Source organism: Pseudenhygromyxa sp. WMMC2535, from assembly GCF_011083025.2.
In genome coordinates this window covers 5,347,012-5,359,631 of sequence record NZ_JABJWV010000001.1, presented here as the reverse complement: position 1 = coordinate 5,359,631, position 12,620 = coordinate 5,347,012, and the positions used below count along the sequence as shown (strand labels likewise).

General features: G+C 71.6%; 10 protein-coding genes. 6 read left to right on the top strand and 4 right to left on the bottom strand.

What is annotated here, in order from left to right; translation table 11 throughout:
• The first annotated feature begins 47 nt into the window (after positions 1-47).
• Positions 48-1,802: a hypothetical protein gene (locus G6O69_RS21120; protein ID WP_172305308.1), complete on the top strand. Its 1,755-nt coding sequence runs from the start codon at positions 48-50 to the stop codon at positions 1,800-1,802.
• Positions 1,803-1,851: 49 nt separating this feature from the next.
• Here G6O69_RS21120 and G6O69_RS21115 read toward each other — a convergent pair whose 3' ends face one another.
• Positions 1,852-2,514, bottom strand: a complete 663-nt coding sequence (locus tag G6O69_RS21115) for a methyltransferase domain-containing protein (protein ID WP_172305307.1) — start codon at positions 2,512-2,514, stop codon at positions 1,852-1,854.
• Positions 2,514-3,644 (bottom strand): DUF3419 family protein, encoded by a 1,131-nt coding sequence (locus G6O69_RS21110; protein ID WP_172305306.1) that lies wholly within the window; start codon positions 3,642-3,644, stop codon positions 2,514-2,516. Before G6O69_RS21110 ends, G6O69_RS21115 begins: the two co-directional genes overlap by 1 nt.
• A 288-nt stretch (positions 3,645-3,932) precedes the next feature.
• Between G6O69_RS21110 and G6O69_RS21105 the strand changes: the two genes are divergently transcribed.
• From G6O69_RS21105 to G6O69_RS21085, 5 genes are read left to right on the top strand one after another with little or no spacing between them, the layout of a single operon-like run.
• Positions 3,933-4,472 (top strand): TM2 domain-containing protein, encoded by a 540-nt coding sequence (locus tag G6O69_RS21105; protein WP_172305305.1) that lies wholly within the window; start codon positions 3,933-3,935, stop codon positions 4,470-4,472.
• 30 nt (positions 4,473-4,502) lie between these two features.
• Positions 4,503-4,775 (top strand): hypothetical protein, encoded by a 273-nt coding sequence (locus tag G6O69_RS21100; RefSeq protein WP_172305304.1) that lies wholly within the window; start codon positions 4,503-4,505, stop codon positions 4,773-4,775.
• A gap of 14 nt (positions 4,776-4,789) precedes the next feature.
• Entirely contained in the window at positions 4,790-8,179 is a 3,390-nt protein-coding gene (locus G6O69_RS21095; RefSeq protein WP_172305303.1) for a hypothetical protein, read from the top strand.
• Positions 8,176-9,264 (top strand): AAA family ATPase, encoded by a 1,089-nt coding sequence (locus G6O69_RS21090; RefSeq protein WP_172305302.1) that lies wholly within the window; start codon positions 8,176-8,178, stop codon positions 9,262-9,264. Before G6O69_RS21095 ends, G6O69_RS21090 begins: the two co-directional genes overlap by 4 nt.
• A gap of 33 nt (positions 9,265-9,297) precedes the next feature.
• Entirely contained in the window at positions 9,298-10,788 is a 1,491-nt protein-coding gene (locus G6O69_RS21085; RefSeq protein ID WP_172305301.1) for a hypothetical protein, read from the top strand.
• A 207-nt stretch (positions 10,789-10,995) separates the two neighbouring features.
• Here G6O69_RS21085 and G6O69_RS21080 read toward each other — a convergent pair whose 3' ends face one another.
• Both G6O69_RS21080 and G6O69_RS21075 read right to left on the bottom strand, forming a co-directional pair.
• The gene (locus G6O69_RS21080; RefSeq protein WP_172305300.1) at positions 10,996-12,141 is read right to left on the bottom strand and encodes a site-specific integrase; all 1,146 of its coding nucleotides are present in this window, start codon (positions 12,139-12,141) and stop codon (positions 10,996-10,998) included.
• A gap of 68 nt (positions 12,142-12,209) precedes the next feature.
• The gene (locus G6O69_RS21075; RefSeq protein WP_172302468.1) at positions 12,210-12,437 is read right to left on the bottom strand and encodes a helix-turn-helix domain-containing protein; all 228 of its coding nucleotides are present in this window, start codon (positions 12,435-12,437) and stop codon (positions 12,210-12,212) included.
• Between the last annotated feature and the right edge of the window lie 183 nt (positions 12,438-12,620).

Genomic DNA, 12,620 nt, shown 5'->3' with positions numbered 1-12,620 from the left:
GGCGCAGGCCTCTTCGTTCTTCTTCCCCCCCGCCCTGACCGCACGCCATGCACCGCTCGACCCTGCCCCCGCTCCTCGCCCCCCTCGCCCCCCTCGCGCTCATCGCCAGCTTTGGCCTCGGCCTCGCCTGCCGAGGAGGCGAGGGCGCCCCCTCGGACACGGACGAGAGCGACAACATCGGCGACGGCGGCGAGGTCGGTGACGATCCTGATCGAGGCGGCGATCAAGGCAGCGACCAGGGCGAGAGCCCCGACCCCTTCGACCTCCCCTCAGGCGAGGCGCTCTACGATCCCATCGCCACGGCCCGGGCGTCCATCGGCCAGATCGACAACCGCGAGGCCCCGGTCCTCCCGCAGTGCTACACGCGGACGGAGGGCACCCATAACCCTTGCTGGGTCTGCCACGTCCCCGCCCGCTACCCCAACGTGATGGCCGACTGGGATCTCCAGGGCAGCTACCAGTTCTCCGCGGTCGGCAAGACCAACCACTGGACCAATCTGTTCGCGGATCACAGCGCCGAGATCGCGGCCATCTCCGACGAAGAGATCCTCGCGTGGATCCGCAGCGACAACTACGCGGCCCTGCGCGCCGCGATCGCGGCGATCCCCGCCGACGACTACCCCGGCTACCGCCCGGACCTGGACTTCGCCGCCGGCTTCGACGACGAGGGCTTCGCCGTCGACCACAGCGGGTGGCGAGCCTTCACCTACAAGCCCTTTTCGGGGGTGTTCTGGCCGACCAACGGCAGCACCGACGACGTGATGATCCGGCTGCCGGCCCACTTCCGCGAGACCCGGGCGCTCTACAAGATCAACCTGGCGATCCTCGAGGCGAGCATGGCTACGGATCTGTCGATCCCCGACGCCGAGATCAGCTGGACCGTCGAGCCCATCGACGAGACCGTGGCCGGCTTCGACCTCGACGGCGACGGCGAGCTCGAGGCCGCGGTCACGCAGATCCTCGGCCTGCCCGCGCACTATGCCGGCGGCGCCGCAGAGCACCCCGTGCGCCGCGGGCTCTACCCCGAGGACACGGAATTTCTCCACTCGGTGCGCTACGTCGACCCCGACCAGGGCATCAGCGCGCGCATGAAGGAGCTGCGCTACAGCAAGAAGGTCGACGAGCTCGCCAAGTGGGCGATCCTCGCGGCCTATGAGCAGGAGGCCGAGGACAAGGACGAGGGCCTGCTCCCGCTCTACGCCGGCTCGCCCATGGTCGGGCTGCGCAACGCCTTTGGCTGGCAGCTCCAGGGCTTCATCGAGGACGATCAGGGGCGCCTGCGCCTCCAGACCCACGAGGAGCACTACTTTTGCATGGGCTGCCACAGCACCATCGGCGGCACGGCGGACCAGAGCTTCAGCTTCCCGCGCAAGCAGCCCGGGGCCGCCGGCTGGCGCTACCAGGACATCAGCGGCATGCCCGACGTGCCCCAGGCCGGGCACAGCCGCGGCGAGGTCGCGACCTACCTCGAGCGCGTCGGCGCGGGCGATGAGTTTCGCGCCAACCAGGAGATGATCGAGCGCTTCTTCGACGAGCAAGGTGCGCTCGACGAGGCCGCCGTCGCCGCCGCCTCGGCGGACCTCTCCGACATGCTGATGCCCTCCCCCGCCCGCGCCCTGGCCCTGGGCAAGGCCTACCTGGTGATCGTCCGCGAGCAGAGCTTCGTGCACGGCCGCGACGCGGTCATCGCCCCCGTCGCCAACGTGTTCGAGTCGATCGAGGACGAGTCCTCGGGGCTGTCGGAGAGCGGCAAGATGTACGCCGACGGGACGCTGCGCCTCGACTGGTCGCAGCTGCCCTGAGCGCGCTCGACGGCTGCGCGCAGCCGTCCAAAATCTGCAAGCCAGCCAGCTACTCGGCGGCCGCGCTCTGATCGCGCTCGCGGCCCTCGAGCGGCGCAGCGTCGAGCTCGGCGATCACGAAGTAGCGCAGCGGCCCATGGCGCAGCCGCGCCCCGAGCTCCTCGAGCAGCCCCGGCTGGATCGGGTCGACGTGAAACCACTCGAGCCAGCGCCGCAAGGCTCGCGCCGCCGGGCCGGGCAGGCCGTCGAGGTCGCAAAAATCGACGACGATGACCTTGCCGCCCGGGGCGAGGGCCGCCCGGGCGTTGGCGATCGCCGCCTGGGGATCGGCGACCATCGACAGGCAGTAGGAGAAGAGCACGCGCTCCGGGGCCTCGCCGCCAAAGGGCGCGCGCAGGTCGGCGTCCTCGGCGAAGCCGTGCTGGGCCCGCAGCCAGGGCAGGCGCCGGCGGGTGTGGGCGAGCATCTCGTCGCAGGCGTCGAGGCCGGCGAAGGTCGCCCGGGGCCGACGCGCGTGCAGGATCTCGAGGTTTCGCCCGGTGCCCACGCCGATCTCGATCAGCCGCGTCCACTCCTCCGCCAAGAGCACCTCGAGGGCGCGGTCGCGGCCAAAGAGGTAGTACTTGCGGGTCAGGTCGTAGAAGTGGCGCGAGATCCCGTAGTAGCGGTTGAGGAAGTCGCGGTGGGCGTGGCGGTCGGCGGACGCGGGCATCAGTGGGCCACCGTGTAGACGTTGACGCGGCGATACTGGCGGGAGCGATCCGCCTGCGAGGCCCAGTCGGAGGCCTGGCGGTCGAGGACGAAGCGACCCTCGAGGCCGTGGTGCTCGATCAGCGAGCGGTCCTCGACGGAGCGGTAGAGCAGCTTGGCGCCGTCGCGGCTGGTCCGAAAGATCTCGGCGAAGAGCTGCTGTTGCGCCGCCTCGGGCATCCAGTCGACGGCGTCACAGAGCGTGTAGTGCGACCAGGTGTCGGCCTCGGCCCGGCCGAGCACGTCGAAGATGTTGCGGTTGTGGTAGCGCATGTCCGTGGGCGCCTGGCTGCTGCGCGCGTGGTGATCCCGGCGCAGGTAGGGCGGCACGGCCTCGGGCAGCTCGTGGTTGAAGTGGCCGGCAGCGGCGTACCAGGCGTACCAGTTGCGCTCGAGGTCGGTCTCGACGAGGCGCTTCATGTGCGTCTCGAAGAAGGCGATCAGGTCGGTGCCCTCGGCGGCGAGCAGGCGATCGCGCTGGGCGTAGTTGATGCCCAAGGTGATCAGCTGTAGCGGCGACTCGAGGTAGGCCGCGACCCAGCGCCGCGAGCACAGCTCACGGCAGATCCACTCGATCTCGGCCTGGCGCTGGACCAGGTCCTCGCCGATGCGCTGGCGCAGCCACTCCGCGTCCATGCCGGTGATCCGACGCAGCAGCCCGAGCATCTGAGCCGTCAGCCCCGATCGAACCATGGAGCGCGAGTCCTCGAACATCCGCCAGCGCACGCGCCAGTAGGCCTGCATCCACTTGGGCAGGTGCTCGGCCAGCGAGCGAAGCACGCGCTCGGCCTCGGGGTGGCTGCCGTGGCCAAAGAGCGCGTAGAACTCGTCCCAGGACGCGAGGTGGCGGGCGGCGGCGGCCTTGAGCCCCGTCAGCGCGAGGTGGTGGGGGTTGATGTCGACGGCGTCGACCCGCGCGGCGTGGCGGCTGAGGTGGTTGGCGATCCCGCAGCCCGCGCCCGAGATCCCCAGCAGGCTCGCGCCGGGGCCGACCTCGAGCAGCGCCTCGTCGACCTCCGTGTCCTCCCACAGGATGTTGTAGACGTAGGTGGAGCGAAACAGCTTTTCGAACGTCCAGTCACGCAACTGCATGGTCTGCCTCGGAGCGTGAGCTTCGTACCCCGGGCGTTCGCCGCCGGTGTGACGCCGGCGTCTCTGCGTCGACAACTTCCAACGCCAAGCAAGTGTCACGCCCGCGTCTTGCACTCAGGCCCACGCGCGCTCGGGGAGGCGCGGCGAGATCTCGCCTCCCCCGGATCGGCAGCCAGGGAACCGGGCCGCCAGGCCGCTCTGGCGGCGTTTTGGCGGCCACGCCTCCCCCCGGCGCGCCACCGCGGGCCATCGCCGCCAACGCGTGATACCTTGTCCGACCGGATCACCATGCCCGAAGAGCGCTACTCGACATCGACCGCGGTCTTGCTGTGGCTGGGCTGGCTGTTTGGCTTCGCCGGACTCCACCGCTTCTACCTGGGCAAGCCGGTCAGCGGCGTCATCTGGCTGCTGACCTGGGGCCTGTTCGGCTTTGGCCAGGTCTTCGATCTCCTGCGCATGCGCAGGCTGGTCGACGACGAGAACCTCAAGCTCGCCGGGCTCCAGGCCCGCGCCCTCGGCCAGGGCTACCCCCACCAACACCAGCAGCAGCAGTACCCCCAGTACGCCCTGCCCATGGGCCACTCGCCCGGGCAGGCCCAGCAGAACCTGCCCCAAGATCCCCAGGAGCGCATGCGCATGCAGCTGATGCAGGCGGCGGCTGCGCGTGGTGGGCGGCTGTCCGTGACCGAGGGCGTGATGGCCACGGGCAAGGAGTTCACCGAGGTCGAGGCCATGCTCGACGACATGGCCCGCAGCGGCTACGTGGGCATCGACAATCACCCGGAGACCGGCGCCGTGGTCTACACCTTCGGGGACCTCGGCGCCTGAGCTACCATCTTCGCTGACGCAGGCGCAGCCATGCCCGAGCTCAACATCCACCTGCAGATCGATCCGGCGACCGGGAAGAAGAACCTGATCGTCGAGTACGAGTCGGACTCGGACGCCCTCCCCCACGAGCACGAGGAGGAGCACCGCGCCCTGGTCAACGCGCTGGTCGAAGGTGGCGTGGTCGAGGCCGAGGAGGTCGGTAAGGTGGTGGTTCGCCGCGGACAGGGCGAGCAGGCCGGCGCCGAGGCGAGCGCGGACGAGGACGAGGACGAGCGCGAGTCGATCGAGCAGGGCTCCGGCTAGCAGCCCGACAGACCATGTCCACGCTGGTCTTCGAAGATCTCGCGGTCCTGCGCGCCGCCCTCGACGCGAACCTGATCCCCCCGGCGGTCCAGGCCGCGCCCGTGGACTTCGCCCGCGACACCGCCGGCAAGCTGTGCCTGTCCACGGACGAGCCGCTGCCCCGGGCCGACCGCGCGCGCCTGCGCGAGGCCGGCGTCAGCCTCCGCACCCGGGCGCCCGCGAACCCGCGGCCGCTCTCGTGCTGGGCCGAGGTCCTGCCCCTCGAGCGCGCCGGCGAGCCCACCCCGCCCCTGGGCGAGCTGCTCTTCCTCAGCGAGGGCGACGAGGGCTTCTTGCGCGTGGCCGGTGAGCTGCTGCGCCTGGGCTGCGAGGATCAGCGCCTGGCCTTCTTCACCGACGCCCAGGGGGTCCGCCGCAACCTCTGCCGCGTGGCGGATCCGCCCTACTACGCGGTGCTCCGCGCCCTCGATGGCGGCGACTCGCTGCGCGCCTTCACCCTGGCCCGCCCCGGCGGCCGCGTGTGGGTCGCGCTCGGCCGCCGCCACCCCCTCGCCGCGCGCCTCGACGCCGAGCCCGAGTCGCTGGTCCTGATCGGCGAACACGGCTGGCTGCACGTCCCCGACGGCCCCTGGCTCGACCTCCACGCGGTCAGCGTGGTCAGCTTGCCCGCGGCCACCCGCTGGCAGCGCGCCGCGCCCGAGCGCCGGCTCGAGGTCGAGCTGCGCCTGACCCGGGCCCCGATCACCCGCCCGGCGGATCTATGGGTGCTGCGCGAGCGCGCCCTCGAGCAGGTCGAGGCCCTGGTCCGCACGGTCCCCGAGTCCGTCGTCGCCCAGCTGCGCTTCGCCACCATCCAGGACCCCCGAGGCGGCGATCCGATCGTCGTGCTCCGAGCCCGGCGCAGCGCCGCCGGGCCGCCGGCCCTCGACCTCGACGCCGAGGCCTACGTCCCCGCCCCGCAGATCCAGGACCTCTACCTGCCCGTGGGCGCCGCCGTGGATCCGCCCTTTCGGCCCAGCAAGCTGCGCGAGCTGCTGCTCGACGGCCCCGACGCGGACAGCGTGGTCTGGCTCGCGCCCCAGGGCGAGGGCGGACGCCGCGGCCGGGCCTTCACCCGCGAGAGCCTGGCCGAGGACGCCTTCGCCCCGCTCGGCGAGTGGGTCGACTACCTCGTCTCCGCCAACGCGGACGCCCTGGTCCCCTGGGTGCGCAGCGCCGAGTTCGACTTCGACCCCTTCGTGAGCATCGGGATCGAGTGGGCCGAAGGCAGCGCGCCGCCGCGGCCCGCCGCGCCAGAGCCCGGCCCGCGCAAGCGCGCCGCGCACAGGGGACCGCTGCGCCCGGCCGCGGTCTTCGAGGCGCCCATCGACGACGCGCCCGCCGAGGACGAGGCCGCTCCCGAAGGCGACGCCCCCGAAGACGGCGCGCTCACGGTCCCCGCAGACGCCCCGCGCAGCGCCATCGAGGCCCGCCTCGCCGCCCTCGAGGCCGAGTTTTGCGGCCTCGACCTTCCCCTCGACGATCCCGCTCGAGTCCCCCGCTGGGCCGAGCTCGGGGAGCTCCAGGCTGCCCTCCAGCGCACCCGCGAGGCCGGCCTGTGCTGGTCGCGGGCGCTGTGGGAGACCCCCCCGCCCGACGGCCCGACGCCCGCGGCCATCGCCAGGCGCTGGGCCGAGCGCGAGGCCCAGCTCCAGGGCTTCCCCAGCCCCGCGCAGATGCTCGGCATCGTCGACGTGATCCCCGAGGACCTCGACGAGCAGATGATCCGTGGCCTGGCCGCGGCCGTGCTCGCCCTCGCGGCCAGCGGCGAGCAGCTCGAGGGCGAGCAGCTCGCCGCGCTCCAGCGCTTCTTCGCCAGCCACGGCGAGCGCCTCGACCTGCGCGCGCTGTGGCTGTCGCGCAGCGCCCTCGCGCGCATGGCCGGCGACGATCGCCTGGCGCTCTTCCAGACCCGCGACCAGATCATGGCCACGCTGCGCGAGGGCGTGGGCCTGGCCCGCAACATCCCCGCCTTCGTGCGCACCTACGGCAGCGACGGCGACGCGGGCGACCTCGGCCGCCTCGCCGACGCGCTCGGCAGCGTCCGCGACGACTACCTCCTGGCCACGCGCACGCGCCGGCGCTCGACCATCGAGTCGACCTTCCCCGACGCGCGCACCGACGCCTACGTGCGCCTGCTCTTCGCCTGGGGCCTGGCCCGCCTCGGCCGCCCCCAGGCCGCCCGCGACGAGCTCGAGGCGGCTCGCAAGCTCCTGGGTCCGCGGGCCGCCGACCCGAGCGAGCCCGGCAGCGACCCCGTGCACCACGCGGCCTTCTTGGCCTTCGAAGCGCGGATCCTCCAGGCCCTCGACGGCGTGGCCCCGGGCGCGCCCATGTCCGCCGCCCCCGACGGGCCGATCGCCGCCCGCGAGCGCCTCGAGCAGGACAACCTCGGGCGCTACAAGTACGACAGCCTCGTCGAGATCTCGCGCATCCTCGACCCCCACCACGGCGTCAACGCGGTCGATCGCTGGGTCGAGAGCAAGGCCGGCGAGCAGCCCTTCGCCGGCCTCGCGCTGCTCGACGATCCCCAGCGCCTCGCCGGGCTCTTCGACGACATGCTCGCGCAGCTGCCCGGCTGGGACGCCCCGCGCCAGGCCAAGGCGCTGCACAACCTGCTCGAGTACCTCGACGCCCTGCCCGAGCCCCTGGCCACGCCGCGCCTCCAGGCCGCGCTCCCGCTGATCGGCGACCTCGCCCTCGAGCAGCGCCCGCCCCTCTTGCGCCTGGCCATCGTCCGCGCCGGCTACCTCGAGCGCCCCGAGCTCGTCGGCGCCGCCCTCGACACCCTCGCGGCCAGCGACGGCGCGCTCGCGACCGAGCTGCCCGCCGCCTACGCCGAGCTCCTCGCCCGCGTGGCCCCGACCACGAGGCGCACCGGCCACGAGGCGCGCCTGCATTCGCTGCTCACCAACCTCGCCCGCCGCGTGGGCGACGAGCGCGACCTGGCCACCGCCACCGCCCGCCTGCACCTCGCGGCCGCGAGCGCGGCCATGGGCCAGCCGGGCCAGGTCCAGGCCGCCTTCGCCAGCGCCCACGCCCTGCTCCCCGAGCTCGCCGTCCGCCCCGGCGACTACCAGACCCTGCTGCGCGACATGGCCATGACCCTCAGCCGCAGCACCCCCAACCAGGCCATCGCCGGGGCGCGAGCGCTCTTCGAGCGCCTCGCCGAGACCACCGACATGAAGACCGCCAACTCGCACTACTGCCTGGCGGTCATCCAGCTGATGGAGTCGGTGGTCCTGTCCCTGGCCAGCGAAGACCTGACCTTGTCCGAGTGGGCCCGACGCTGGGTCGAGGAGGACGAGCACCTGCTCCACCGGCGGATCCATCGCGATCTGAGCTACCATCGAAGCCCCGCATGAGCGCCCCGACGACCCCCGCCTCGCCTGATCAGCCTGATCAGGCCAACGAGCTCGATCAGCTCGACCGAGACATCGACGCCGTCGGCGAGCTCGACTACGAGACCCTGGCCGCCCGCTCCCACGCCCTGCGCGAGCGCCTCAACCGCTTCCGCACGGCCCTCGGCCACTACTTCGTCGAGCGCCAATCGATCATCGACCTGATGACGATCTGCGCCATCGCCCAGGAGCCGCTGCTGCTCGTCGGCGTCCCCGGCACGGCCAAGTCCGACCTCGTGACCAAGTTCCGCGACGCGCTCGGGATCCCCAGCGAGGACTACTTCGAGTACATGCTCACGCGCTTCACGGAGCCCTCCGAGGTCATGGGCCCGATCGACATCAACCTGCTGCGCGAGGGTCGCTACATCCGCCGGGCCCAGGGCAAGCTGCCCACGGCGCGCATGGTCTTCCTCGACGAGATCTTCAAGTCGAACTCGGCGATCCTCAACTCGCTGCTCACGATCATCAACGAGCGCAAGTTCTACCAGGACGGCACCCCCGTGCCCGTGGCCCTCGAGGTGCTGATCGCCGCGACCAACGAGATCCCCGAGCACGCCGAGCTCGCCGCGCTCAAGGATCGCTTCTGCCTCAAGATCGTCGCCCACCCCGTGCAAGACGAGCACTTCTTCGAGCTCATCGACGCCGGCCTCGACGCCCAGACCCAGCGCGACCTCGCCCAAAAGCCCTGGGTCGAGGGCCACGCCAGCCTCGTCGACCTGCTCGAGGCCCACCGCTACCTGAGCTTGCAGATGGCTCGGCGCGAGCTCATGGCCGACGGCCAGGTGGTCCGCGATCGCCACCGCTACTTCTCCGACGAGCTGCTGCGCGAGCTGCATCGCCTGCTCAAGACCCTGGCCCGCGAGGACGGCGTGTTCGTCAGCGATCGCAAGGTCGTCAAGCTCTACAAGCTGCTGCGCACCCGGGCCTGGCTGCTCCACGGCGGCAAGGTCGAGCGCGAGGACCTCGCCCTGCTCGCCTACCTGGGTGAGACCCGCGAGGAGCTCGCCCTGCTCGAGGACAAGGTCCCCAAGCTCCTCGGCCTCGACTAGGAAGCTGGGGAGCTGGGACAGCGTGGAGGAGTCGTGAGCGAGGCGCGGGCGCGAGTCGACGAGTGGGCCGCCGCGGGGCTGCTGCTCCAGCGTGGGGCCAGCGTGGACGCCGAGCTCCTCGCCCTGACCGCGCCCTGGCTCGACGCCACCACCGAGGTCCTCGCCCTGCTCCCGCCCCTGGGCGTGGTCGCCGATCTCGGCCGGCTGCTGACCCGCGCGCCCTTCGACATCGCCCGCTCCGAGCCCGTCGCCGACCCTGACCTGCGCGCGGCCATCGACGCCTACGAAGAGCACCTGCTCGGCCGCCTGTCCGCCGACTACCGGCTCGAGCTCGCCCGCGACGCGCTCTTGCGCCTCGACGAGAACCTGCGCCCCGCGGCCATCGCCGTGTTCGTCGAGCAGGTCCTCGCCCGCGTCGGCGGCCAGGGCGAGTTCGACTCGCCGGGGACCGCGGCCTTGCGCCGGGTGCTTCACCGCCACGGCGTCGAGCTCGTCGAGCTGGGCAGCGCCGTGCTCGACGACCCGCAGCCCGATCCGCTGCGCGCGGAGCTGGCCGCGGCTTACGCCAGCTTGGCCCGCAGCGCCCGGCGTCACGGCGCGCTGATCACCGACGTCGAGCTCTACACCCTCGAAAACCACAGCGCCCTGCGCAGCCCCTCGGCGCGCCTGGCCATGGCTCAGATCGTCGAGGCGGCCGCCGCCGTCGAGCGTAGCTTGCCCGTCCGGGTCCGGCGCAGCGACGCCAGCCGCGGGCGCACGCCCACGCGCATCGAAGACGAGAGCGCCTACCCGATCGGCGGCTACGCCTCGATCTCGACAATCGGCGGGATCGAGAGCCTGGTCAGCTCCGAGCTGATCTACATGGATCCGCCAGCCGCCCCCGACACGGCCCGCAGCAGCGTGGATCTCTTCGACGTGCGCTGGGCCGCCGGCGAGCTGCTCAAGTACACCCGCGACGAGAGCGTGCACACCCGCGAGCGGCGGAGCGTGCTCTTGGTCCTCGGCCCCGATCTCGATCTCGCCCGGGTCAAGGATCCCCAGGTGCCCTGGCAGCGCCTGGTCGTGCTCCTCGGCGGCCTGGTCGCGGGCGTCCGCAAGCTCTGCGCCTGGCTCGACGAGGCCGAGCTTCACCTGCGCTTTTTGCTGCTCCCCGCCCCGCCGGCCCCCGGTGTCGCGCCGGGCTCTCCCCTGGCTCCCGACGCCGCGCTGTGCCGGCTGATCTTGCGCGAGTACATCGAGTCGGGCGTCGTCGACTTCATCGCGCTCGACGACGCCGACGCGCTCCAGGCCGCGGCCGAGCAGGCCGTCGAGCTCGGCGGCTGCGACCTGATCTGGCTGAGCCAGGGGTCGACCCCGGCGCCCTCCCCCCTGCCCGGCGCCCGCCAGCACAGCCTGAGCCTCGCCAGCGTCGAGCCGCGCCTGGCCCTCGACCGCGGCGCCGGCCCGGAGCCCCAAACGCTGCGCGCCGAGGGCTGGGAGGCGTGGCTCCAAGCCTTCGGCGCGCTCTTTCAGGGCCTGGTCTAGGAGCCCGTGGTGAAACCCAACACGACACCTCGCTTGGTCTTTTCGCCGAGGGCTTTGTCGCCAAAACTGGCAGTACGCCCGGTACAGCGGCGTTTTGGCTTCGCGCCCTCGGCGAAAATCCCGGCGCGAGGAGCCGCGCTGGGTTCCACCACGGAATCCTGAATACGCCCCTAAGCCATCGAGATCAAACAAGTTTCTGGAGCCCGGCTAGACCGTCTCCACCATGTCTCCACTCCCGACCGGCGAGTCGGGCGAAGGAAGTTCGAGGAGCTTGATCGCCCGCTCGAGCGCAGCAGGGCTCAAGTGCATGTAGCGCTGCGTCGTCTGGAGGTTGCCGTGCCCGGCGAGCTCCTGGATCGCCCTCGCGGGCGCCCCCCTCATGGCGAGGTGGGAGCAGAAGGTATGCCGGAGCTTGTGGGGCGACCTGTACTTCAGCTTGGCCTGCCGGCACAGCTTCATGAGCCAGTTCGCCAGGCTGTTGACGTGCAAGGGCTCCCCGTCGTCCTCGTAGAGGACCCGCGGGCCTTGTGAGTGCCGGTGCTTCCTGAGCGCCTTCGTGAGCCGCTCGGTCATGGGGACCGTGCGGATCTTGTCGTGCTTGGGCAGCGTCACGTGGCCCTCCCACTCCGCCTGTTCGACCGTGAGCAGCCGCCGGCGGAAGTTGATCGACGACCACTCGAGGCCGCGGATCTCACCGGAGCGCAGGCCCGCCTCGCCGCCGAGAAGGACCATCACGAGCATGCGGTGGTCCAGCCGCGTCGCCGCGGTGACCAGCGCCTCGAACTCGTCGAAGTCGTAGAACTCCATCGCGGTCATGGGCAGCTTGAGCATCTCGATCTCGAGGGGCATCGCCTCGATGATCCGCCAGCGGACGGCGACCTCGAGCATGGTCTTGACCTGCCCGAGGAGCTTGTTGACGGTGCTGTTGGCGAGGTGCTTGCGCTGGCCCTTGAAGAGCTGGATGTCCTCGGGCGCGAGCTCGTGGAGCCGAGTGCCCCCGAAGGCGGGGAGGATGTGAAGGCGCAGCTTCTTCTTGGTGTTCTTGACGGTGGTCGGCTTGTGCCGGTTGGCGTACACGTGTCCTTCGAGGAAGCGCGGCGCGAACTTGGCGAAGGTCGGGACCTCCTTCGTCTCTGACCGGGGCGCCGCCCCGGCCTTGGTGCGCGTCGACGTCTTGGGCGTGGGCCCGTGCTTGAGCAGGTGGCGCTCCCGCTGCTGACCCCAGCGCAACGCGGCCGACTTGAGCTCGACGGGCGCCTTGCGGCGCTCGCGGTATCGCTCTCCGTTGTCGAGCCGGATCATGATGTCGACTTCCCAGCCGCCCTTGCGGTACGGCCTGATTTTCACGGTCATTGCCTGTCTCTCCTGACAGGCGCGACCGCACGTCTGATGCCCACCCAGCCTAGCAGCGGGGGATCGACCTAGCCAGCCCACGGGCCAGGCTCGACGGAGGAGGCCAGCCACGCCTCGAGAGCGTCACGGCGGAAGCGCAGCCGCCGGCCGAGCTTGGTGACCCCGGGGATCTCTCCGCGCTCGACCATGGCGTACACGGCCTTGCGGCTCACGCGGAGGAGCTGGGCGACCTCGTCTGCCTGGAGGAGCAGGGGGAGGTCTTCGAAGCCTGGCAGGCGACGGGAGCGGCGCGCCATCCAAGGAGTGTGGCGCGGGTCCGAAAGGCCGCCAACGGCCGTGGGGCGGGGATCGATGCCGACGTCTTGCGATCGTTCCGGTGTGTAGGCCGGGCGGTGATGTCGGGTCGCACAGTCGCCCTTTGGGTGGCTGGGCTTCCGGCCACCCGTGACCCCGAGCGCGTCGCCCCCCTGCAAGCGAAG

What these genes read in the sequence shown, in the direction of transcription:
- G6O69_RS21120 (WP_172305308.1), top strand. Translation starts at nt 48, where the DNA reads ATGCACCGCTCGACCCTGCCCCCGCTCCTCGCCCCCCTCGCCCCCCTC.
- G6O69_RS21115 (WP_172305307.1), bottom strand. Translation starts at nt 2,514, where the DNA reads ATGCCCGCGTCCGCCGACCGCCACGCCCACCGCGACTTCCTCAACCGC.
- G6O69_RS21110 (WP_172305306.1), bottom strand. Translation starts at nt 3,644, where the DNA reads ATGCAGTTGCGTGACTGGACGTTCGAAAAGCTGTTTCGCTCCACCTAC.
- G6O69_RS21105 (WP_172305305.1), top strand. Translation starts at nt 3,933, where the DNA reads ATGCCCGAAGAGCGCTACTCGACATCGACCGCGGTCTTGCTGTGGCTG.
- G6O69_RS21100 (WP_172305304.1), top strand. Translation starts at nt 4,503, where the DNA reads ATGCCCGAGCTCAACATCCACCTGCAGATCGATCCGGCGACCGGGAAG.
- G6O69_RS21095 (WP_172305303.1), top strand. Translation starts at nt 4,790, where the DNA reads ATGTCCACGCTGGTCTTCGAAGATCTCGCGGTCCTGCGCGCCGCCCTC.
- G6O69_RS21090 (WP_172305302.1), top strand. Translation starts at nt 8,176, where the DNA reads ATGAGCGCCCCGACGACCCCCGCCTCGCCTGATCAGCCTGATCAGGCC.
- G6O69_RS21080 (WP_172305300.1), bottom strand. Translation starts at nt 12,141, where the DNA reads ATGACCGTGAAAATCAGGCCGTACCGCAAGGGCGGCTGGGAAGTCGAC.
- G6O69_RS21075 (WP_172302468.1), bottom strand. Translation starts at nt 12,437, where the DNA reads ATGGCGCGCCGCTCCCGTCGCCTGCCAGGCTTCGAAGACCTCCCCCTG.